The sequence below is a fragment of the Paenibacillus wynnii genome (genome assembly GCF_030812855.1).
In the GTDB taxonomy this organism is placed as follows: domain Bacteria; phylum Bacillota; class Bacilli; order Paenibacillales; family Paenibacillaceae; genus Paenibacillus_AQ; species Paenibacillus_AQ wynnii_A.
On record NZ_JAUSTK010000035.1, the window covers coordinates 1 to 22,425 of the forward strand.

25 protein-coding genes and 2 pseudogenes are annotated in these 22,425 nt (G+C 44.8%); 20 read left to right on the plus strand and 7 right to left on the minus strand.

The window, feature by feature from the left end; genetic code table 11:
* Window positions 1–151 precede the first annotated feature (151 nt).
* The 3 genes from J2T20_RS22640 to J2T20_RS22650 all read left to right on the plus strand — a co-directional run bounded on the left by J2T20_RS22640 (window position 152) and on the right by J2T20_RS22650 (window position 1,808).
* Window positions 152–439, plus strand: a complete 288-nt coding sequence (locus J2T20_RS22640; RefSeq protein WP_307591803.1) for a sugar phosphate isomerase/epimerase family protein — start codon at window positions 152–154, stop codon at window positions 437–439.
* A 29-nt stretch (window positions 440–468) separates the two neighbouring features.
* Window positions 469–894: an ASCH domain-containing protein gene (locus J2T20_RS22645; RefSeq protein WP_307591805.1), complete on the plus strand. Its 426-nt coding sequence runs from the start codon at window positions 469–471 to the stop codon at window positions 892–894.
* 221 nt (window positions 895–1,115) lie between these two features.
* Window positions 1,116–1,808: a hypothetical protein gene (locus J2T20_RS22650; RefSeq protein ID WP_307591807.1), complete on the plus strand. Its 693-nt coding sequence runs from the start codon at window positions 1,116–1,118 to the stop codon at window positions 1,806–1,808.
* Window positions 1,809–1,897: 89 nt separating this feature from the next.
* Here the strand turns inward: J2T20_RS22650 and J2T20_RS22655 are convergent, their stop codons facing one another.
* The gene (locus J2T20_RS22655) at window positions 1,898–2,305 is read right to left on the minus strand and encodes a hypothetical protein (RefSeq protein ID WP_307591809.1); all 408 of its coding nucleotides are present in this window, start codon (window positions 2,303–2,305) and stop codon (window positions 1,898–1,900) included.
* A 38-nt stretch (window positions 2,306–2,343) separates the two neighbouring features.
* Here J2T20_RS22655 and J2T20_RS22660 point away from each other — a divergent pair, with 38 nt between their 5' ends.
* The 3 genes and pseudogenes from J2T20_RS22660 to J2T20_RS22670 form a co-directional block, all read left to right on the plus strand.
* Complete coding sequence (locus tag J2T20_RS22660) at window positions 2,344–3,558, plus strand: NucA/NucB deoxyribonuclease domain-containing protein (protein ID WP_307591811.1); 1,215 nt, start codon at window positions 2,344–2,346, stop codon at window positions 3,556–3,558.
* A 37-nt stretch (window positions 3,559–3,595) separates the two neighbouring features.
* Window positions 3,596–4,267, plus strand: a complete 672-nt coding sequence (locus J2T20_RS22665; RefSeq protein ID WP_307591812.1) for a DUF2625 domain-containing protein — start codon at window positions 3,596–3,598, stop codon at window positions 4,265–4,267.
* Between the two features lie 160 nt (window positions 4,268–4,427).
* Window positions 4,428–4,606: pseudogene (locus tag J2T20_RS22670) on the plus strand (IS256 family transposase); the annotation flags it as partial.
* Window positions 4,607–5,527: 921 nt separating this feature from the next.
* Here the strand turns inward: J2T20_RS22670 and J2T20_RS22675 are convergent.
* Entirely contained in the window at window positions 5,528–5,938 is a 411-nt protein-coding gene (locus J2T20_RS22675) for a hypothetical protein (protein ID WP_307591816.1), read from the minus strand.
* Between the two features lie 463 nt (window positions 5,939–6,401).
* Here J2T20_RS22675 and J2T20_RS22680 point away from each other — a divergent pair, with 463 nt between their 5' ends.
* A complete protein-coding gene (locus tag J2T20_RS22680; RefSeq protein WP_373457846.1) occupies window positions 6,402–7,340 on the plus strand; it encodes an alpha/beta hydrolase in 939 nt (312 codons plus the stop codon).
* A 73-nt stretch (window positions 7,341–7,413) separates the two neighbouring features.
* Here J2T20_RS22680 and J2T20_RS22685 read toward each other — a convergent pair whose 3' ends face one another.
* On the minus strand, window positions 7,414–7,542 hold the full coding sequence (locus tag J2T20_RS22685) for a hypothetical protein (RefSeq protein WP_307591819.1): 129 nt from the start codon (window positions 7,540–7,542) through the stop codon (window positions 7,414–7,416).
* 275 nt (window positions 7,543–7,817) lie between these two features.
* On the opposite strand from J2T20_RS22685, the gene J2T20_RS22690 reads away from it, so the two are divergent.
* From J2T20_RS22690 to J2T20_RS22745, 13 genes and pseudogenes are all read left to right on the plus strand, one after another.
* Complete coding sequence (locus J2T20_RS22690; RefSeq protein ID WP_307591911.1) at window positions 7,818–8,030, plus strand: hypothetical protein; 213 nt, start codon at window positions 7,818–7,820, stop codon at window positions 8,028–8,030.
* Window positions 8,009–8,281 (plus strand): annotated as a pseudogene (locus J2T20_RS22695) (HD-GYP domain-containing protein); the annotation flags it as partial. The gene J2T20_RS22690 and the pseudogene J2T20_RS22695, both read left to right, overlap by 22 nt.
* Window positions 8,282–8,459: 178 nt before the next feature.
* Window positions 8,460–8,846, plus strand: coding sequence for a NusG domain II-containing protein (locus J2T20_RS22700; RefSeq protein WP_307591821.1), 387 nt, complete (start codon window positions 8,460–8,462; stop codon window positions 8,844–8,846).
* Window positions 8,830–9,390, plus strand: coding sequence for a Gx transporter family protein (locus J2T20_RS22705; RefSeq protein ID WP_307591823.1), 561 nt, complete (start codon window positions 8,830–8,832; stop codon window positions 9,388–9,390). Before J2T20_RS22700 ends, J2T20_RS22705 begins: the two co-directional genes overlap by 17 nt.
* A 20-nt stretch (window positions 9,391–9,410) precedes the next feature.
* Window positions 9,411–10,268, plus strand: coding sequence for an ATP-binding cassette domain-containing protein (locus J2T20_RS22710; RefSeq protein ID WP_307591825.1), 858 nt, complete (start codon window positions 9,411–9,413; stop codon window positions 10,266–10,268).
* Window positions 10,259–11,155, plus strand: a complete 897-nt coding sequence (locus J2T20_RS22715; protein ID WP_307591827.1) for an energy-coupling factor transporter ATPase — start codon at window positions 10,259–10,261, stop codon at window positions 11,153–11,155. Before J2T20_RS22710 ends, J2T20_RS22715 begins: the two co-directional genes overlap by 10 nt.
* Window positions 11,148–11,942, plus strand: coding sequence for an energy-coupling factor transporter transmembrane component T family protein (locus J2T20_RS22720; RefSeq protein ID WP_307591829.1), 795 nt, complete (start codon window positions 11,148–11,150; stop codon window positions 11,940–11,942). Before J2T20_RS22715 ends, J2T20_RS22720 begins: the two co-directional genes overlap by 8 nt.
* Before the next feature lie 31 nt (window positions 11,943–11,973).
* On the plus strand, window positions 11,974–13,899 hold the full coding sequence (locus J2T20_RS22725; protein ID WP_307591830.1) for a peptidase U32 family protein: 1,926 nt from the start codon (window positions 11,974–11,976) through the stop codon (window positions 13,897–13,899).
* 427 nt (window positions 13,900–14,326) lie between these two features.
* Window positions 14,327–15,616 (plus strand): aspartate aminotransferase family protein, encoded by a 1,290-nt coding sequence (locus tag J2T20_RS22730; RefSeq protein WP_307591831.1) that lies wholly within the window; start codon window positions 14,327–14,329, stop codon window positions 15,614–15,616.
* A 16-nt stretch (window positions 15,617–15,632) separates the two neighbouring features.
* Entirely contained in the window at window positions 15,633–16,517 is an 885-nt protein-coding gene (locus J2T20_RS22735) for a UbiA-like polyprenyltransferase (protein ID WP_307591833.1), read from the plus strand.
* Window positions 16,518–17,147: 630 nt separating this feature from the next.
* Window positions 17,148–17,402: a hypothetical protein gene (locus J2T20_RS22740; RefSeq protein ID WP_307591835.1), complete on the plus strand. Its 255-nt coding sequence runs from the start codon at window positions 17,148–17,150 to the stop codon at window positions 17,400–17,402.
* Window positions 17,341–17,751: a matrixin family metalloprotease gene (locus tag J2T20_RS25860; protein WP_373457845.1), complete on the plus strand. Its 411-nt coding sequence runs from the start codon at window positions 17,341–17,343 to the stop codon at window positions 17,749–17,751. Before J2T20_RS22740 ends, J2T20_RS25860 begins: the two co-directional genes overlap by 62 nt.
* 2 nt (window positions 17,752–17,753) lie before the next feature.
* Window positions 17,754–18,332: a hypothetical protein gene (locus J2T20_RS22745; protein WP_307591836.1), complete on the plus strand. Its 579-nt coding sequence runs from the start codon at window positions 17,754–17,756 to the stop codon at window positions 18,330–18,332.
* Between the two features lie 247 nt (window positions 18,333–18,579).
* Here J2T20_RS22745 and J2T20_RS22750 read toward each other — a convergent pair whose 3' ends face one another.
* The 4 genes from J2T20_RS22750 to J2T20_RS22765 all read right to left on the minus strand — a co-directional run bounded on the left by J2T20_RS22750 (window position 18,580) and on the right by J2T20_RS22765 (window position 22,397).
* Window positions 18,580–18,729: a hypothetical protein gene (locus J2T20_RS22750; RefSeq protein ID WP_307591837.1), complete on the minus strand. Its 150-nt coding sequence runs from the start codon at window positions 18,727–18,729 to the stop codon at window positions 18,580–18,582.
* A gap of 136 nt (window positions 18,730–18,865) precedes the next feature.
* A complete protein-coding gene (locus tag J2T20_RS22755) occupies window positions 18,866–19,846 on the minus strand; it encodes a polyprenyl synthetase family protein (protein ID WP_307591839.1) in 981 nt (326 codons plus the stop codon).
* A gap of 16 nt (window positions 19,847–19,862) precedes the next feature.
* On the minus strand, window positions 19,863–20,312 hold the full coding sequence (locus J2T20_RS22760) for a hypothetical protein (protein ID WP_307591841.1): 450 nt from the start codon (window positions 20,310–20,312) through the stop codon (window positions 19,863–19,865).
* 204 nt (window positions 20,313–20,516) lie between these two features.
* The gene (locus tag J2T20_RS22765) at window positions 20,517–22,397 is read right to left on the minus strand and encodes an FAD-dependent oxidoreductase (RefSeq protein ID WP_307591843.1); all 1,881 of its coding nucleotides are present in this window, start codon (window positions 22,395–22,397) and stop codon (window positions 20,517–20,519) included.
* Window positions 22,398–22,425 lie beyond the last annotated feature (28 nt).

Sequence of the window (22,425 nt, forward strand, 5' to 3'; positions counted from 1 at the left end):
CATCACAACAACTGGCAGTATACGATCCAAACTGAGACACGCCCTATTCATCCCCCACCTATAGAGGACGGGGAATTACGGGCAATTTGTTAAAAAAGTAAACGGGCAAGCCATTATTGACCTGTGGCTGGAGAAAATTCCTGCTGAGTATATGATAGCTGAGTTTGACCGGGGCTGGGTGTATGTGGGCGGCGCAGATCCGGTTGATTATGTGTCCCGATATGCAGGCCGTGTGCCGCTTGTCCATATCAAGGATTTTAGAGCCGATCACAAAGAAACCGACCTAGGCATGGGACAGGTGGACTTTAATCGAATCTTCGACATTGCCGATCAAGCGGGGATTCTCTACTATATCGTAGAGGAGGAAACGTACGCATCCTCCTCACTAGAGAGTGCTAAGCTGTCTCTGGACTATTTCCGCAAGCTTAATCTGGTGTAGGTGAAATAGAAGATAGAAGGAGATTGTACATGATGCGCTGTATAACCATACGGCAGCCGTGGGCGACACTGGTTGCTCTTGGAGAGAAGGAATTTGAGACCCGTTCTTGGAGAACGAACCATCGGGGAGAGCTGGCTATTCATGCCGGCAAAAAAATCGATAAGGCGATATGCAGGCAGGAACCGTTCAAATCCGTATTGTCTAAACATGGCTATACAGAGAGTAATCTGCCGGTGGGAGTCATTATTGCAATAGGTTCACTGGAAGAGTGTTACGAGATAACACATGAAGGAAATGGTGGAGGTTGGGTCAGCGGGAACGAATACGATTTTGGGGATTATACCGAAGGTCGTTTTGCTTGGAAGCTTGCGGATATGACACCTTTGAGCCATCCTATCCCTGTGAACGGGAAGCTGAGTCTATGGGAATATTCATTAGTGTTTTGTGATATATGATTCGGGTCTTGCCTACTCCCAAAGGCGAGGCCTATTTTTTTGGAAAAAGACACGAAAAATCGCACTATCCCTTCCGGACTCCGGCGCTGTTCCTCTGCGCTTTATTTCCTTTACTCTCTTTTCCATTTTTTAAAAACTCCATTATCAATCCTAAATATTTACAACAAATATCCTATATATTTGTTGTAATGATAAAAATTAACATAGAAGGAAGGTATTTTATGATTGTAAGACTAGACTACACAGCTTCACCCTATTTAGAAATAAACAGAATATCTGTTATTGGTTCTTTTAATGATTATAAGGAAGATTGCGGATTGATGAGAAAATCCGGAAATGTCTGGTCTACAGAGGTGTCGCTTCCACCCGGTGAACACAATTATAAGTTTTTAATCAATCACGAAATCAAGCTCAACGACCCTATGGCCAATCTGTATCTGCCTAATGAATCAGATGAGTTGTGGTCAACCATTATCATCAATGATCTGGATCAAAGACTCTATAACAACGAGCAGTACACGGTTCATATTGATAGCTATGCAGTCTCGGGTATGATTACACCGGCTCCCATAAGTGCCAATAAAAAAGGCTTTCATTTATCCAGCGATAAAATGGTGGTGGTTCGCCTGGGGTTCACAAACCTTAGCGGATTACATGCCGTAACCGCCCTTTGGTTCGATGCCCGCGGAGTGTTGCATGATATTGCGGAGAATATGCTGTGCGCTGATGAGGAATCACCGGACAAGCCTGTTTTTATCTGGTTCTGGCTGCCCTTGAATGACACGCAAAGGGAGTATCCAGAAGGAGTGTGGACCATCAAGCTGTTTCTGGATGGCAGCTATGTCTTGGAGGATCAGGTCACGATCATGAATGCTATTACTTATTCTTCCACAGGGCAGGTGTATAACGCATAGGCACTTCAGACGTAGACACGCAAGTGTTTATAGTATAATTAGGGAAGGAAGATTATAATGGCACAGATTATTGGAGCAGGCAGTAACAGCTATTCATCCCGTTCAGTCACGAGTTCATCACCCAAAACCAGCAGTAGTACATACTCAGGCGCAAGTGCGCCTACGGCGGCAAAAAGCACCAACACAACCATCGCCGCAAAGGCACCGAGCGTACCAAGCTCCAAACCAGCATCCAACAGCAGTTCCGCAAACAACAATACCAAACACAGCTTTTGGGACTCCGTTTCTTCGAGTGTATCCAAAGCGGCGGAATCTGTAAAAAAGGCAACCGTCTCTACCGTCAATGCAGCAAAAACGACGGCAGTCACTGTCAGTAACAAGGTGCAGAACAGTGCGGCTATGGTTTCAAAAGCTGTATCAAATACTGCGGCGGATGTGAAAAAGAACGTTTCAGCTGCGGCAACCTCGACAGTGGACAAAGTGATGACAGGCGGCATTATCCACCGTCAATGCGGCAAAAACGACGGCGGTGATCGTGAGTAAGAATGTGCAAAATACCGTTGCGAAGGTGGCATCCGGTGCTTCTAAGGCAGCAACGCAAGTGTCAGCAGCCGTCAACAAGGTAGCAAGTCAAGTTCCAGCGGCAGTGAACAAAACCTTAAGTTCGGTAAAGACAGTCGTTGCCTCTGCAGCCACAGATGTAAGACAAGCGGCGGCTTCAACGGTAAATAACGTAAAATTAACCGCCGTGACTGTGAGTAAGAATGTACAGAACGCCGTAACGAATGTGGCATCCGGTGCTTCCAAGATGGCAACACAAGTATCAGCAGTCATCAGCAAAACGGTGACTCAGGTGGCAAAACAAGTTGCGCCGACAGTGAACAAGACCTTAAGTTCGGTGAAGCAAGTCGTTGCCTCTGCAGCCACGGAGGTGAGGCAAGCGGCAGCTTCAACGGTGAACACCGTAAAAATAACCGCTGTGACTGTGAGTAAGAATGTGCAGAACACTGTAACGAATATGGCATCGGGTGTATCCAAGGCAGCAACTAATGCTTCAGCAACCGTCAGCAAGACCGTGAATTCCGCGGTGAACGCTGTAAGTGAAAAGGCGAAGAAGATAAACGTAGCGGATACCGTAAATGGATTCCAAACAGGGCTGGATGTGGCCGGGTTGATACCGGGGGCAGGGGAGCTGGCAGATGGGGCCAATGCTCTGATCTATATGGCTAAAGGGGAAAAGGCCAATGCTGCGCTTTCAGCCGCAGCGATGATTCCGGGAATTGGATCGATCGGAACGGTAGGCAAACTGGTTGGCAAAGGCAAAGGATTGTTGGATGAAGGCGTATCGATGGCGGCTCATCTGGGCGATGATGTTCGTGCGGTTAATAAGGGTAAGGGTAAAATTGATTGTCCTGAATGCACCATTTCTAGGGGTAAGTATCCTGAATCGGCTCAGCACATTGAAGATGCTATCAAGAACGGTCAACCGGATACATTGACAATCAACCGTGGTGGGGCAAAATCCAATAGACGAGATTCATTAAAAGGACTTGAAAAGGTACAAGGTAAAGACCTAGATGAATATCCTCCTGCAATGTTTGGAGAAGGTGGAAAGGGTGCAAGTGTTAGACCTATATCACCGTCTGACAATAGAGGAGCAGGCTCATCAATGGGACATAAACTTAGACAATATCCTGATGGAACTAAAATTAGAATTAAAATTAGAATTAGAATTAAAATCGATGATTAAGCATGGTAAAATTAATGAAACGAGGTGAAAAGAATTAATGAAATCATTGGATGAACTGATTGATGAATCAGAATCGGCATGGTTATTAGTACATGATTGGATTTCTAAGGCTACCAATAACGTAGAGATATTAGCTGTTAATCAACTTGAAGCGAAAGATGTCTTGTATAAGCTACAAGTTTCAACTAAATCCTTATTAGGCGCGGTTGCATATTATACAGGTGGAATCTTATTTGAGAATGGTTGGCTACGTTTATTGGGTTCAGGTAGTAGTCTATTGCCGAGAAATTTGACTTCGTGGAATGGAATGGACTCGGATGGAAAAAGTTCGAGATTACCTTCATCATTGTTAATTGCTGATGATGCAGTTGGTGGCTTCTTTGCACTAAATGGTGGGGCTTTCGATGGCAATGTTGGGGATGTATTTTATTTTGCACCCGATACATTGGAATGGGAAAGTTTAGACATGCAATATTCGGATTTTCTAAACTGGGCTTGTGTAGGTGATGTAAAAAAATTCTACGAAACTTTTCGTTGGAATGGTTGGAAAGAAGAGATTCAGAAGATGGATGGAGACAAGGGTATATTGATTTATCCATACTTGTGGGCGGAAGGTGACCCTGTTTCAAATCGTGCAAGGTCAATAGTTCCAATTGAAGAATTATGGAATCTAAATAAGATAAACAAAGAAAAATTGGGCATTAAGTAGACTGCCAAAACCTTGACTGGCTTCATGCCATTCAAGGTTTCTTTTTTTTGGTGGGGGCTACCCAGTGACGAATAAACCTATCATTCAACCAATAACACATATAACCCATGTAATAGGAATAAAGAATTTCCTTTTTATTTGAACGCACATAAATACGACGAACAGTCTCACCAATATGGATGCGGCAGAGAAAATCGTCTACCTAGGGTAATAGAGTACAATGAACGTTTTGGCGAAATGGTGATTCGCGGCTTCGGTGATTTAGAGGTAAAGAAGAAACTAAACGAGATGTTTGAAGCGAGATACCCGGTGCAGGAAGGGCAGGGAGAAACAGCTTAATCCCCTTGTGCCATACCTACAAGCAACACCTGAGAAACTACTTTCTACTCTCTTACACAAACTTCTTGACCCTACCGAAAACTCGGAGGTAGTCCGTGAAATAAATGTATTTTATACACTTATTTCTAGCTTTTGGCGCTGAGATGTATGGATAGATGTACTTTGTGCAACTAAAAACACGAATATGCTGGTTAAACCCCGGAATACCAAAAAATAAGTGTATAAAGTGCAATTAAACACCCTAAAGTGTGCTAAGGGAGAAATATAAGTGTACGTTGTGCAACTATGAATTAGACTATATATTGAAACCCATGTAGGTAGACGATTTGCCGTATTTGTCGAGGATACCTGGGGAGATACTTCTACTCTCATGCACAAACTTCTTGACGCTACCCATTTGGTGGGATTTAATACCACTAAATAACCCGATAGGTGCTTTATCCTTAAATTAGAAGGAAAAATTCCTTCTAAATAGTTGAACAATTCGGATTAACGTTGCTATGTTTATGAGACGTATCATGCGAATCCGTTGGAAGTCATTGATCGGCTTTGAATCAGCTGTAAATCAGCTGTAAATCAAAAGTTCAGTCTATTAAAGTAGCAGGAAAAGAAGTAGATGTGTCAAGAAGAGTGTACCCAATCGAGATAGATAAAGACTATGTGCCGAAAGGAAAATCTTCGTATGTTTTAAAAGATGGGGGAAATAGCTTCAGAAATGACCCGTTGTATGAAAACGTGCAAATGAAGAGTAGTAAAGAGGGAAACCATGAATGAGCAAATAATAAAAATGCTCGTAGAGTATGGTCAGGAAAAGGATTTTTTTGGAGGAGTGTCAGAAAAAAATTCATAATGTAGAAGAAGTGCTCAGGTGGAATAGTCGAGTTGAAATCTTAGACATTCAAGGAGATCTTGGGGCTACTACTATCCCTCTCCTGATCCAGGCTTAATCCAATACTGTTCTTCATAGCTCTTAAAAGCTGATATATCCAACCCAAGGTATCTCCGCATGTGTATAGCGGCTTGCGCGGCAATCATATCATAAAGAAGCAGCATCCGGTCGTGATAGCCCCGGCATATGAATTTGGCTTCAATTCCGGTCTTAAGTCGTTGCTGGTCATACACCTTAACTCCTAACTTCCTCATTTCATTACGTATATCTCTTAAATCTCCAGTGGCTGCAGACGCAGCTGCATTAAGCATATCCAAATAGGGGGCAGGAGTCCGGAGATGGGCGGAAATAAGGCCTGCATCACGCTCGAAAGCGGATAAAATGAGTGGGAGAAGTACATAAGATTTGACCAGTATATTTTCTGCACTTCCAGCCCTCTGCATAGATATCCATCCTTTCTAAAATGGGAACGTATATTCCTATTCTACCCCGGTAATCTAAAAATAATCAATGGTATTTCTAAACATAAGGATAATTGTGACATATTTCACACAAGAAAAGGGAAGGGTAGTATATATTAAAATTGAAATAAACAAATTGTTAATATCTCTTAGGGGAAGAAGGACGTAAAAATGAAATATGAAGGAAATTTCCGTCGCGGGTTGGTATTTGGCGTATTCCTAAGTATTCCTTTATGGGTATCCATGATTGGGTGGATCCAGCTTTTATAAATTTATTCAGTTCTAACCTTTTTAATAATTCTCTCCTTGAACCAAGTACTGTTCTTTATGGACAGCACTTGGTTTTTTTTCGCAGGTTATTAGTGATTGCTGGCTGCGTGTTATACTATTTTCTAATCAGAACTACTGTTTTGGACTTTTAAATAGAAGGGTGACAATCACATTGCTGTGGAGTTTAATCGGATGGTTAAGTGTTATTGTTATAGCCGGGGCAGTGGCATATAGCGGATTCTTTTTTTACAGGATTGCTATTAAGCGAGCGCCGAAGGTGTTTTTAAGTACTAATCGTGATTTGAAGGCTAATCCTCCGGTTGCCGGTGCTTCTTGGGGGGAGGGGCAGAATTGGATATCCAGTCAGAAGATTCAGAACGTAGAGATCCTATCCGCTGACGGTTTGAAGCTTCGCGCCTATATGATCCCTTCCAGCCGGGCCGAGGGTCATACAGTGATTATCGCGCATGGTTATTCAGGAAAAGGCAAGGATATGGGGGCGTACGCCAAAATATATGCTGAGCTCTTGGGCTATAATGTTCTAATTCCTGACGCACGAGGGCATGGGGAGAGCGAGGGCAATTATATCGGCTTTGGTTGGCATGAACGCCGCGACTATCTGCAGTGGATAAGGTATCTCATTGATAGAAAAGGCCCCGAGTCGAAAATTGTCCTCCACGGAGTCTCTATGGGAGGAGCAACGGTGCTGATGACCTCCGGAGAAGACCTGCCGCCGCAGGTAAAGGTAATCGTGTCGGATTGCGCCTACACTTCCGTTAAAGCTCAATTGTCTTATCAACTGCGGCGTATGTATCGTTTGCCAGGCTTTCCTTTTGTAAATAGCGCCAGTCTGGTGACCCGGTTGAAGGCAGGCTACTCCTTTGGTGAGGCCTCTGCATTAAAACAGGTACAAAAAGCAAAGGTGCCCATTCTATTCATTCATGGAGATGCAGATACCTTTGTACCCTTCAGCATGATGAATGAGTTGTATGAGGCTTGTCGCAGTCCCAAGGAGCAATTCATCGTGCAAGGCGCCGGACACGGGACCTCCTATGATAGAGATAAGACTGGTTATGTAAGTCGAGTTACAAACTTTGTAACAAAGTATATGTAAATAGCCCCTGAACGTAGACAGCGCCCGATATCCGCAAGTAGCGGTTATCGAGCGCTTATATGTTTCCACACACTTACCGTCCTTGAACAAAGGTCGGTTGTGTTCGTGTATATTTAATCTCCCGCCGTTCGTGAGTACGGGTCGTATAATTCCCTGTTATTTCCACCAGCACTGTGGTGAGATAATCCTTCCAATACGACAAAAGCCCTACCTCTCTTTTGTCCTTGCGGTTCCGTAGACCGCGCCAGTGTGAATCGGATGCTATGTGTGAATTTAGTCTCATAAAAAGGAGATTCCTGCAAAGAAAACGTAAGATTATGTGTCAGAATTGCCGATAACTATATTACAGTAACCCATCGGTTATCATTTTCTTAAGTAGGAACAGATATAGGGGAAATCAAATATTATATGAATATACCATATATTAGAGACAAATGCAAATAGTTAAAGCTGGTAGGGCTGGAAACGGGGGGACGAATGAATCTATATGCATCATTTCTTAAGAAGCAGATCCGTAATTACTTATTCGGCTCTGCTGTTGCGGTACTAGCTGTCGGAAGCTTACTTCTATTCTGTTCACTGGAAATCACGCCTGTAGAGTACCTAAGGTTGATCCTTGCAATTTGTGCTGCATTTGTAATTATGACTTTAGTGGATATCTCGGTATTTATGAGTCATATGATGGATTGACCGGATTATCGATCCCGTTGTATGGCCGAATTATCGCGGTTGCGGATGCTTATGATGCCATGACTTCAGATCGTCCCTACCGAAAAGGGATGGATCACGATCGGGCGCTGGTTATTTTGGAGCAGGGTAAAGGAAGTCAGTGGGATCCTGAATTTGCCGGGTTATTCCTTTCCTACTTAGGTAAAGGTAAGGACTACAAAGTGAACAAAGAGGACATAAAGAACAAACCTAAAGAGAATGTTTCTGCCTAAATTTTATCCTTATATTTCTTGAAAATCCTTATTTGGGCTGGACGCTTTCTTCTTAGGTGCCTATTTTGTGAACTGGCCCTTAAAAGTGACAATAAACGACTACATTTATTGAAGGATTGACAGCAGACCGTTATAATTAATAAGTCTGGTTTTTAATTAAAAAATAAGGGAGAATTTTATGAAACGTGGGGATGTGCTGCTGATTTCCATCGTTTTGGTTGCTGCTCTTGCTTTTTTGGCGCCGAGATGGTTTTCCAGCAATGATAAGGGTGGACCGGGGAAAAACCTTGTGGCGAATATAACGATAGACGGCAAGCAATATCGAACAATCAAGCTTACCAAAGAAAATCAAACGATTGATATTCGTACAGACCGTGGTTACAACATTCTAAAGGTACATGATTATGGCGTTGAAATGTACGATGCCGACTGTCCCGATAAGGTATGCCTCGGTTTCGGATTTATTACTCTGCCTAAGCAGACTATTGTCTGTCTACCGCATCGGGTTTTAGTAGAAATCGCAAGTGCATCGGGGGAGGACGAAATTGATGCCTATGTCCAGTAGTGAGTCGGCTACAGCGCTGAAAAGGACTGTAATTATAGCTATTTTTTCTGCAGTAGCTGTAGTGCTGGGTATTTTGGAGGCCCAGATTCCTTTGGTCGGAATGGGGCTGATGCCCGGTGCCAAGCTTGGCTTTGCCAATATCATGATTTTGACCTGTATTTACTTTTTACGCGGCCGGGATGCACTCCTGCTGGTTATTCTGAAGACTTTGCTCACTGCATTTCTACTCGGTACTTTCTCAAGTTTGCTCTTCAGTCTGTGCGGCTCCTTGCTCAGTTTTCTTATAATGTTCCTGATGGTACGGTTTGGCCGAAAGAGATTCAGTCTAATTGGTATCAGTATTGCCGGCGGTCTGGCTCATAATATTGGACAGCTCTTGGCAGCGTCTGTCGTTTTTTCCTCTTCAAGTATTCTATACTACTTGCCGCTGCTGCTCATCACTGGAGTGGTAACAGGAATTGCCGTAGGATTTGCAGTTCGGTATCTGGTGGACTCTCTGTCCAAAATATCGCTGTTTGAAGAATTCCTGGATAGAACGGCCTAAAGCGCGGGAGGAAGACTAACATGATTGAAACGAATAGATTACAGAATTTGGAAGCAAGTGAACAGCCTGCAGTTATTACCTTAAGCGGGGTATCGTTTGGGTATGATCCGAAACAGCCCATTTTCCAAGATATCTCTCTCACCATAGCTCAGGGGCAATGGGTTAGCTTGGTCGGTGCAAACGGATGCGGCAAGTCAACACTAGTCAAGCTGTTGAATGCACTGCTTCCTAAGAGTGATGGAGAAATCGTAGTTTGCGGACTGCAACTAAATGAAGAAAATATCGGGTCAATCCGACAAAATATAGGTATGGTATTTCAGAATCCGGACAACCAGTTTATTGGCGCAACTGTAGAGGAAGATATTTTATTCGGTCTTGAAGGTCTGTGTCTGGAGCCTATCGAAATGGGACACCGTTTACAAGTATATACCGACAAGCTAGGAATCGCTCACCTGCTGGACAAGCATCCGGGTGAATTATCCGGAGGACAGAAGCAGCGTGTAGCTATAGCTTCCATACTTGCTATGGAGCCAGGCATCGTCATCTTCGACGAGGCCTCTTCTATGTTGGATGAAGGAAGCCGAAATGAGCTGCTGGATATTCTGCAGCGTATGCGTGCAGAGGGCAAATATACGATCCTTATGATTACCCATGATGCGGATGAGATTTTGGCCTCAGACCGTGTTTTGGCGCTGTATGGAGGCGGACTTGCTGCGGATATGACACCTGCCGAGCTGTTTAGCAATGATGACCTGCTGGATAAATGTAACTTGCGTATGCCGTTTTCCTGGCAGCTGGCACGTGAATTACAAAAGGTTGGCATAAATACAGACGTGCCCGCCAGTGAAAAGGAGCTTATAGAGAAGCTATGGCCATAGAACTACAGCAAGTGAGTTATATATATTCCGACCGAAGTCTATGGAAGCAGACCGCGTTACATAACATTGACCTTTCGATTCCGCAGGGCTCTATAGTCGGCATTGCCGGTGCGACCGGTTCCGGTAAGTCTACGCTGCTTCAACTGTTCAATGGGATTCTGAAGCCCACGGAGGGAACAGTGAAAGTGCTGGATGTAACTCTTCAGGCGGGAGAGAAATCGCCCAAGCTGCTTGCGCTGCGGCGTCGTGTGGGCCTCGTCTTCCAATTTCCAGAACAGCAAATGTTCGAAGAAACGGTAGAGAAGGATCTATGCTTCGGGCCGCTTAATTTCGGGATGAGTCTGGAAGAAGCCAAGGAGCGCGCGCGTAAGGCGATGGTGGATATGGGACTCGATCTGTCGCTGCTCGAGCGCAATCCGTTCCGCTTGAGCGGAGGGCAAATGCGCAAGGCGGCCATTGCTTCTGTATTGGCTATGGACCCGGAAATTGTTGTGCTCGATGAGCCTACTGCCACACTGGATCCTGTTAGTCGTGCAGAGCTTATTTCTTTACTGGAACGTCTCTGCCGGGAACAGGGCCGTACCATTATTATTGTGACACACCGTATGGATGAACTGCTGCCTATTGCGGACAGATGGATTGTGCTTAAGGAAGGACAAGCAGCTTTTCAGGGAAGCACTCAGGAGCTAGCCTCCGATCCTTCCATTCTGGAGCGCTGCGGAATAGCAATACCCCAATCTCTCCGTTACTGGCGGGCCGTTGCCGATCGTTTCCGACTGGAGGGTGAGGTTCCCCGATTGACACCGAAGGCGTTGGCAGAATTTATCGCTTCCTTGTCATCTGACATATCCCACCCGGAGATTGAAAAGAGGGATAACCATGAGTAGCGAGAAACTGCTGCTGGGGCGCACTATTGAGACGGGGTCATGGGTGCACAAGCTGGATGCACGCGGAAAAATTATCGGAATGCTATTATATGTTGCTGTTATTTTGCTCTCCCATTCCTGGCCGGCGATGGCACTGCTCGCAGTGTTCTCCATTTCGGTGATGGCTTCAACGAGAATCCCGCTTAAGTATTTTGTGAAAGCTGCGAAACCTCTGCGTTACCTGATGTTATTTATCTTTATCGTTCAGGTGCTGTCCATAAAAGAGGGCGAGGTATGGTTAACCCTCGGATCGTTGTCGCTACATCAGGATGGACTGCGTTTGGGTGCATTTTCAGTGATCCGAATGCTCTTTCTCGTCTCTTTTACAGCGCTGCTGACCTTTACGACGACTCCGGGTAAGCTGAACCAGGGGCTTGAGGGCATTCTTTCACCGCTCAAAAAAATCGGGATGTCTCCGGACAGGCTTACCTTGATGATTGGTATTGCCTTGCGCTTCATTCCTACCATTCTGGATGAATCGCAGATTATTATGAAGGCACAAGCCTCGCGCGGTGCGGATCTGGCAGAACTGCCCTTGAAGGAAAAAGCGCGGATGCTCGTCTCGCTGCTTGTGCCTGTCATTTCAAGTGCTTTTCGACGCGCGCAGGATTTAGTGTATTCCATGGAAGCCCGGGGCTTCCGAATGGATGCGCCGCGTACCCGGTATCATCGCTTAAGGTGGGGGTTAGCAGATACTGTTTTTATATGTATGTTTGTCGTGATGGGGTTGGCTGTAGCAATACTGTAAATAAGAGGACCGTTATTTAGGAGGAAAAAGTATGGCACGTTATTTTAATGGCAAAGAGATCGAACTGCTTGTACCGGTAGGGACATTTGATATTTTTAAAGAGGTTATTCAATCGGCGTGTGATGCGGTCTACTTCGGTGGGCCTGTACTAAATATGAGAATGATGCGCAAAGGCTATAATCTGTCGCATGAAGAGATCGTGGAGGCGCTCGCTATCGCTCACGGTCTTGGCAAAAAGGTGTACGTTACCGTAAATAATTTGTTCAGTGAAGAGGATGTGGAGGAAGCCAGAGAATATCTGCGTTTTCTAGATCAAGCCGGGCCTGATGCGTTAATTGTTCAAGATATGGCAGTGCTGGAATTGATACGCGAGATGGACCTTACTGTACCCATCCATGCATCAGTCATGATGAATGTGCACAACTTAGAAATGATCTATGCCCTGCGGGACTTGGGTGTAAGCCGAGTGGTTACCTCCCGTGAAATGGACTTGCAGACCGCCAAACTGCTCGGACAGCAGAGTGGAATGGAATTGGAATACTTCATTCATGGAGATATGTGCTCCGTGCACGGCGCGAACTGTTACTTCAGCTCGCAGGTATTCGGCATGAGCAGTAATCGCGGTAAATGTATGAAGCCTTGCCGCTGGGATTACCGAATCAAGAAGGACGGATTCGTATTTCCGACGGAATATCCGCTTGCTGTTAAAGATATGTTCATGTACGAGCATCTTCCGGAGCTGATCCAGTCCGGTATTACCTCCTTCAAAATTGAGGGACGGATGCGTGATAAGGATTTCGTTGTGATGCTTGCGAACAGCTATGGCGAAGCCATTGATCGATATATCGAGGATCCAATAGGGTTTGACCGTACAGTAGATTCCAAGATGCTGCACAAAAACCGTAAACGCGATTTTTCAACAGCCTATGCTTTCGGGAAGCCTGGACTGACTAACATTAACCGCCGGTATGAAGGTACAGGCAAGTTTTATAGCACGGGTAAGGTATTCAGTACACCGACTGCTGAACGGGAGTTATCGGAAGAACGTGTAATGGAGCTGCGGGAACGATTATCTGCTGAAAAACGGCCGGAGACGGCTAAGCCGGAGCTTGCGGTACGTGTTAACAACATGAATCAGGCACGGGTGGCCCTGGAGCAGGGTGTAGAGCATCTTTATCTATCAGGCGATGTATTCGAGCCGGACCGGCCGTTTACGAAGCGTGATGTGACAGAGCTTGGCTTGATCAAAGGACAGACTAAGCTATATTTGGGTCTGCCGCGGATGATGTTGGAGCTTGATTTTGACCAATATGACCAACTGCTTGGCGGGGAACGATTGCCGATTGACGGACTGCTGGTAACGAACCTGGGGGCTATCCGCCGCTATAGCTCTTCCGGATATCCTTTGGTTGGCGATGCTAATCTTAATATTTATAATGGTTTGTCTGCTTCTCTGTACGCTGGACTTGGACTTGAGAGACTTACAGTATCACCGGAAATGACGTTGGAGCACTTTGCCTCCTTCACCTCCGGCAGCAAGCTTCCGCTGGAAGTTATTGTTCACGGTACACCGGCACTTATGTATATGGATCATGATTTGTTTGAGAATACCGAAGTTATGGAGCCTATTGGTCAAGAAGACAATCGTTACGTCAGCAATGATGTGCTTGTTCTTATGACGGATAAAGGTGAAAACCCGGTGTATCGTGATCAGCATGGTCGCTGTCACCTTTTGTTTGCTAAAGAACTATGTTATTTACCGATGCTGGATGAGATGACGGGAATGGGGGTTTCCTGCTACCGTATTGAAGGACCTACCTATAGTGAAGAACAGCTGCGGGAAGTTATAAGAGCCTACCAACATAAAATTAAGGGCACGGATGATAAAGAGGACATGCTGGGCGGAATGAAGCCGGTTTATGCAGGTTATACGTTAGGGTCCTTGCAATTTAATTAGATTTTGAGGCTTTATCTTAAGATGAAATTTAAGATAGCAATTAAGCTTGAGCCAAACAGCAGCAGCTAAGGTGAATCTATTTTAAGGAAGATCGGGTTAAGAACACTATGCGGACTACAGAGCCCTTATTGTCTATAAAATGCTCTATAAGTAAGTTATGCGGACACAGATGCCGTTATATATGAAGATTGGGCTATTTAAAGTCGAATTCTTGTAAATAAGGCCTTCTGAGTCCGCATAGATAAGGAATTCGGGTAAATGAGGTAAATAGCGTCCGCTGGGTCCGTATATCTTATGCATTCATCTTGAGTAGATATCCACGGGTGTTCATTCATCAGCCTGAAAGCAGTGCGACTAATCCTTTATTCTAAAAATCTTAAGTTCAATCTAGATAGTACGTTAGCAACAGAAAGAGAGGGAATCTTTCATGGAACGAGTAAAAGCCATCGGCAGAGAAGCCGTAGCGGCCAAGCGCAAGCAATATTTCTATCCTTGCACACAGCACTTTTATCGGAATCCGCCTCAATTAGTACGCGGATCTATGCAGTTCGTTTACGATGAGAATGATAAGGTCTACACGGACTTTTTTGCCGGAGTATCTGTGGTAGCCTGCGGTCACTGCAATTCCAGCATTACTGCGCGGACGATCGAACAGCTGCAGCAGCTGCAACATACTACAACGGTTTACTTGACGCAGCCTAACGTAGATTTAGCCGAGCGGCTTGAGGAAGTATTACCAGGTAACCTACGGCGGAGCTTCTTCGTGAATAGCGGCTCTGAGGCGAATGAAGGTGCATTGCTGCTCGCTAGAATGCATACGGGACGTAAAGGTTTTATTGCATTGGAAAGCGGATTACATGGACGTACCAATCTTACAATGAGTGTAACCGGACTCCCTATGTGGCGTACCGATGCTTTTTTGGATGAAGATGTGTATTTCATTAGCCGCCCTTACCACCCGGAGCTAACGATGGAAGAGGCTGCAACACGTTCTCTCAAGGATCTGGAGCAGGTTCTAAAAGAGAAGGGCGACACCATTGCCGCAATGATTGCAGAACCGATTCAAGGTAACGGCGGCATGATTATGCCAGTGTCGTGGTACTTCCGTGAGGTTAAGGCTCTGCTGGATCAATATGGAGTGTTGCTGATTGCAGATGAGATTCAGACCGGGTTTGGCCGTACGGGTGTAATGTTTGCTATGGAGCATTTTGATGTGGTTCCCGATATCGTGAGTATGGCAAAAGCGCTCGGCAACGGGGTTCCGGTTGCAGCATTTGCAACTACAGATGAAATTGCATTATCGCTCAATCGTCCATCAGCTTCCACTTTCGGGGGGAATCCGGTATCGGCAGTTACAGCACTGGCTGTGCTCGACTATATTCGGGCGGAACAGCTTCCGCAGCGTGCAGAACGGCTTGGGGGTAAGCTTAAAGAAGGGCTGAAGTCACTTCAGGAACAGTACCCTGGGTGGATTTCGGACGTACGTGGTACAGGACTAATGCTGGGAGCGGAATTAGTAGGTGCAGATGCCGCCGGTAAGGCAGCAATAACGGATAATGTACTAGAGTTAATGAAGGACCGCGGATACTTAATCGGTAAAAATGGTGTGGATCGCAATGTGTTGGCTTTCCAGCCTCCTCTCATCATTACAGAGGACGATATTAATGGAATGCTGGCCGCACTGAATGAAGTGCTGATGGAAGCATTCAGCAATTAAGAAAGAGGATAAAGTTATGGCTATTGTAAATGTCTTTAAAAATGCAGCCCTGAAGCTAAAATTGTTCAGTGATCTTGTTATGTTCTCCCACACCCTTTTTTCACTGCCGTTTGCCATCATTTCCATGGTATGGGCAGCAGGGGGCTGGCCTTCCGGTCATCTCATGCTATGGGGTCTTATTGCCTTAATCGGTGCCCGGAACGGTGCCAATGCGTTTAACCGGCTTGTGGACCGTACCTTTGACGGACAAAATCCACGTACGGCACATCGTCATCTGCCGCAGCAAATGGTTGCTGAAAAAGAAGTCATCCTGTTTATCATCGTGAATTACGCACTCTTTATAGTTGCATCAGGGATGTTGAACCTGCTCTGCCTGCTCTTGTCGCCGGTAGCCATAGTTTTAATATCTTCATATTCTTACACAAAGCGGTTTACCTTTCTTAGCCATCTATACTTGGGTTTTGTTATCGCCTCAGCACCCATTGGAGCATGGTTTGCCGTAACAGGGAATATTGCGTTTACACCGTTTGTTATCGGGACGGTAGTTATGCTCTGGATTGCAGGATTTGATATTATCTACGGCACACAGGATATTGAGTTTGATCGGCGGCACGGGCTGTGGTCCATACCGAGCTTTTTTGGATTAGAGAATGCTCTTCGTATCTCCAAAGGTCTGCATTTCATTATGGTTATGCTATTGCTTTTCTTATATGTGTGGCGTGATCTTGGGTGGATGTATCTTGTGGGGATTGGTGTGGCTACTCTGCTCTTGATGACGGAACATAAGATTATTAAGCCCTCGAACCGTCGTATGATGAAGGTGGCTTCGTATAATTTGAATCAGGTGATCAGTATAGTTATATTGTTGTGTACGCTGGTTGATTATTTTTATGTCAGCTAGGGGGCGGGTGGTTGGGGAACGTCACTGCGCGGAATGTTTGGACTTCCGATCGCTGTTATCCTTGGATTTCTTGATTGGAACCGCGTATGCGGTTGAAATCCAAGGATAGCATATGCTTCCGGAGAGAGCTTTCCTACGGAAAGCTTTCGGGCGAACGCTAACGCTTCTCCAGTTCCAAAATTCCTCTGCGTTCCGCCCCAACCTTCCCTCAGCTAACAACAAAAGACAACCCTGCCTACCCAACGGGGGTGGGTAGGAGGAAGAAAAGCGTGATGTTGCTTTTCTTCCTTCCTTCCTTGCTTTTAAGAGTCTGAAAACTAACCCCTAACCCCTAACCCCCAACCCCCAACCCCCAACCCCCAACCCCCAACCCCCAACCCCCAACCCTCCAGCTAAACACTCTCACGGGTGCTTTAATGTATTAGACTGAAAAATAAAGTATTATACAAAGAAATAATCTAATAGACTGGCAGCGGCGTTAAGCTAACAGATGAATCATTTCCTAATGGTGCAAAGTAAATGGTGCGTTTATTATTATTTTCAAAAAATAGACATTAAATCCCATTATATTCCTTCTTTGATGTGTTATTGTGGAATTGTATTTAAAAGCTATCGATGGAGGTTGAATCTATGAAGGGCTTAAGAGTTGGGTCCAGTATTGTTACTTTATCTGCATGCTTTTTATTAGGTACTGGACTTGTTCATGCTGATTTTGGTACAGCACACATTAAACAAGGTTCTATTAATGGAGGGAGTGCAACTGCATTGAAATATTGGTATGATAGCTCGGTGTCCACTTTCGGTTATGCAGGTGCATTTGACAATGCTATGTCTCAATGGGACGCCGCATCTAGTTTCAAGCACAACATCTTCAGGTTCAGCTGATATTAAGATTTATGTTGGTAGTAATAATTTACCTGAGGGAACCATCGCATCTACTGATTATTGGTCATATAACTGGCTAGGACAAGTATCTAATGTATCGTCAGATGAAGTTACGAATGGAACAAATTTTGATGAAGCTCGGATTAGATACGACGATACTCAATCGGATATTAGAAATTATACTCCAAGGAAAGTTGCTGGCCATGAAGTTGGACATGCATTGGGGTTAAATCATTTCGAAAATGCCCCGGCCCACTCTGGAGAATATTGGATGAAATCAGGTAACTTTACACTTACTGCTCCTACGTCAACCGACAAAGAACATCTCACTAGTAAATGGGGGTCTTAATAATGCTGATGACGAAACGAAAAATTGGGATAATAGTAAGCTTGGCGGCAATTTTAACCTTATCCATAACGTATATTATTGCAGATCAAACAATTAAAAAAGAGATTTCTACTGAGGCAGAACATATTATCTTTGCAAATGCTGATGAGGCAATAAGAGCATCCGACATTGCAATTGAAGCAACAGTTCTAGATGGTGTAAAAAATGTTGTTGAATATCAAGATGGGTATCCTAGTGGCTTTACTCTAAGAGATATTAAAGTAAATAAAGTTTTAGATGGTAACAAGGAAGTTAAAAAAGAGCAGTTGGCGATAGCTGAGCCGTATTATGAAGTAGGGAATGGAGTTGCTCCTGGTACTACTGTCATTTCATATGAAGAATATACACCACTTCAACCAGGGAGTAAGTATGTTCTTTTCTTGAAATGGAGCGACAAAATACAAGCCTATTGGGTGAATTCTCTTGAACAAGGAAAAGTTAATATTGATAAAAAGGATATCAAAGAGTTATCTAATACCAAGAATGATAACCAAATGCAGAAGCTTTCCGAGAGCGTACTTGAAAAATATGGTTACAAATAACCTGCTTCTGCAAGTTAACGTGCTTGCGCAGTGCGCTAAGTAATCTTCCCTTAACCTGCTGCTACGCAGTGCAAGATGAACGTTAGGTCAATAAAAGCAGCAGCAGTCTAAGACTTATTTTTTGAAGACTGGCAATTTTCAAACTCATAAACCCCATTAAATCAGGTTCCCCAGTCTAGCACTTTATTTTCACTGCACAGCTTTGCTTCGTTCGCTATTTAGCAAAAACATATATATATAGATTGAACTAAACAATAACCTCAGGATGATCGTAACGAAGGGGAATTTTGGAACTGGAAGAGCGTAAGCGACCGCCTTTGTCTCCGGATTTCATCCGCAGACAGCGGTACAAATCAAGAAATATGGAGACAACAGCGGCTGGAAGTCCAACATTCACCGTAGTTACTACCAAATCCCAACAAGTAAAACTTTAGTACAATCTATATAGATCTAATCCTACAAAAAAACGGATACCCACCCATTTGAAAAGGGGGTATCCGTTTTTGATTATATGAGACTGCAGAGAAGCAGATCTATCGGTCACGCGCTGCAAAATATTGCAGCAGCGTAGCTAAGTCAACATGCGCCGGATAGGCGGAAAGCTGTTGTACGATGGATGCGGCTTGATCGAGGTAGTCTTGGCTGATCTCTTCAGCCCGTGATAAGGCTTCGCTGTGCTTAATGAGCTCTAGCACATTAGCTACCTCAGAATCGGTCGAGTCTGGGCCGATCATACGGATAACAGCTTCTAACTCTGGGTCCTGCAACGCATAGAGCACCGGCAAGGTAACCTGACCGTGCCGGAGGTCGCTGCCTGCAGGCTTGCCGAGAATGGCCTCAGACTGCGTGAAGTCCAGAAGATCATCCTGGATTTGAAAAGACATTCCTAAGGCTTCTCCAAAGGCATACAACAGTTTAGCAACTTCTTCTGTGCTGTCAGAGGACAAAGCACCGACTCGTAGGCAGGTAGCCATTAGCAGGGCTGTTTTGTTACGAGATTTCTCGAGGTATTGCTCCATCGAAATGTCGTAATTGTAGGCAAGCTCCATTTGTTGATATTCCCCGAGACATAGCTGAGCGGTAGCGACAGATGATAAATCATGTACATAGCGGTCTTTGTCTGAAGTGTATTTACTTAAGAGTTCAATCACCCGTGCAGACATATAATTTCCGATATGAACAGCTGAAGTGATGCCGGTCTTGGTATGCAGCGCAGGTTGGCCACGCCGCAGCTCGGCGGAATCTATAATATCGTCATGGACTAATGAAGCCACATGTATAAATTCAGCGGCAGCAGCTAACTGTAAGGTTCGACGGCCGGAGGCCTTTCTGCCAAATCGACTGCCAACTATAACCATGAGTGGTCGAAGGCGTTTGCCGCCAGAACCAATGAGCTCAAGGATACTGCTGGATAGCTGGGAGTGCTTAGGTACATCCTTATCCCGAGTCACTAATTGTTCGATTTCACGGTTAATTTCTCCAAGGTCTATATTCAAGGTTTCGTGCAATTTCATCTATCTATCCCACCCGTCAAATGGCTTTGCTTGTGCGGCTTTGCTGCCTGCGCTCTTGTATTAGGAATTGTTCTATTCCAGAAGCCAGATTCTCTTCCGCTAAGTTCCCATTTGACCGTCTAATTTGCATTTTTTTAATAGAAGGAGCTAAATAAGCGACCAGGTCCAGCTCCCGGTATTTCACCGCAAACTGAAGATAAAAGCTATATAAATAATCTCCATCCAATATATTTCGGGTCAGGTTGGGATGATACGGAGTGCATTCCATATGGCGCTGTGCAGCCAATGTCAAAATGATGTATATGCTCAGTAATGGAGCTCTGCGGCATGCATCTACATTATAGCGTTCCAGTACCGGAAGCAGACGCTCACATTCCGCCGGAGAGAGCTGAAGCTGAATCCCGGCGATCGGTGACATATCCGCCTGAAGCAACTGGAAGCTATCTTCCATGAGTTGTCTGTTCACAAGATTCTCTCCTTCTTGTCGGTTTTGCTGGAGCAACCATCCCCTGATCATCCCTACAAAACCACTCTTTAAATAAGGAGAGTAATGTGCCCCGGAGGACACATTACTCTAGAAAAAATTATATTAATTTTTAATGAAAAGCACATACTATCTACATATCTTGTTTATATAATATTGCAAAGAGGGTATAAAAGATTATTACCGTCAGTCGGTGTAGAGATACCAACGTCTGACCAGAGGAATCTTCTTCCACTGTTTCTTAAGCCAAGGAAGTACATAGTAATCTAGGCCGAACACACTTCCGGATCCGCCGATGCAGGCAATAGCAGCAGCTACGTACCATAACATCTCTGTGGATGCCATTTTTGTAGACCAGATCATTACAGCCATACCAATCGTGGCAATAGAGGCGATAGCTGAGAACAGACCAACGATAAGCATAATACCGAAGACGATCTCTGCACATACCATACCAAGTTGGAACCATTTAGCCAGGAATGTGTAAGTTCCATCTGGATTATAGAACATCAGGTCCATGAACCAGTTAGTAGTATCGTATATAAAGCCTGGAACTGGAAGTGCTTCAACTGCTTCTTTGGCGGTTGTAACTGCTGAAGCTGCTGATTGAGCATCTACCGTTTCTTTTACAGCATCCACTGCTTGGCTTGCTGCCGAAGCTGCGTCTGTTGCATAAGGAGCGGCTGGAATCAGGAAAATCTTATCGGGATCTTCCCAGATTTTCTTGAGCTTGTCGACACCTTCATAGACCCACATCCCACCGAGCAGCATACGAAGCGGAACGAGCCAGAAGTTAGGTGAACGCTTGGAGAAGTAGCCGCCCACAAAACTCTTGCGGTTCTCAACATGGAAGAACTCATGCATCATGTAAGTCCATACTTTGTTAAAGCCAACAACTTGGGACAGGTAGAACATATTAATAAAATGCTTGGATAACATAGCCATGAATCCGGTAAGCATAAAGAATTTACCTGGCAGACCAACGTTTGCTACACCGTAGCGGCTACCGATGGAGACCATGGTACCGTGGAATCCTGGTTTATAAGCCTTTTTCGGTGTACCGTTGATGTCTGCAATAATGTTGGTAGCAATGACCGGAGCCGCTTGCTCTGCATTTTCAACCATTTGTGGTACAGGACGTGTTTCGCCTTCAGGAATGAAGAAAATGTTATCCCCTACAACGTATACGTTCTTGTGATCGACACTTTCAAGATGCTCGTTGGTAACGATCCGTTTGCGACCTTGTTGTTGAACATCAAGAGTGCCTACGATTTCGGAACCTTCAACACCTGCAGTCCAAACTACTGTATGCGTATCTACAACGTTTTTCTCACCGAGAGCAACACTGCCTTTACCAACTTCAGTAATCTTAGCGTTGGTAACGATTTCCACGTTCATCTTGCGCAGGTATGATTCTGCTTTCTGAATCAGCTTGTCTGGAAGAATTGGCAGAACCTTAGGTGCCATATCGGCAACGATCAAACGAACTTCGGATGGATCAATGTAGAACTCTTTGCAAAGATCCTCACGATATTCAGCCATCTCACCGATCAGCTCAACACCTGTAAATCCGGCGCCGACAACTACAAAGGTAAGCATGGAGCGGCGAACTGCTGCATTCTTTTCCTTCGCTGCCCGAGTGAACATGTCACGGGTTTGACGTTTCAAGGCAACAGCATCATCGTAAGACCAGAAGGACAATGTGTTCTCCTCTGCTCCAGGAATACCGAAGAATGTTGGTTTGCTGCCCGTACCGATTACTAGATAATCATATGCATATGTTGCCTTTTCGGATTGCAGTTTTTTGCCTTTGAAATCAATATTGCTGATTTCATCAAGCACTACATCCACTTTAAGACCTGCAAAGATCTTCTTCAAATCAATCTTGATCGAATCCTCTGGAGCACGGTTCGCGGCAACCTCATGCAGCTCAGTCAAAAGGGTGTGATACGGATTTCGGTCAATCAGCTTGATTTCTACTTCTTTGTTGTTCTTAAATTTCTTTGCTAGTTTTTTGGCCGTTAGTACGCCGCCGTAGCCGCCGCCCAAAATGACTATTTTCTTCAAAAGAAACTCACCTCATTCATCTGATTAG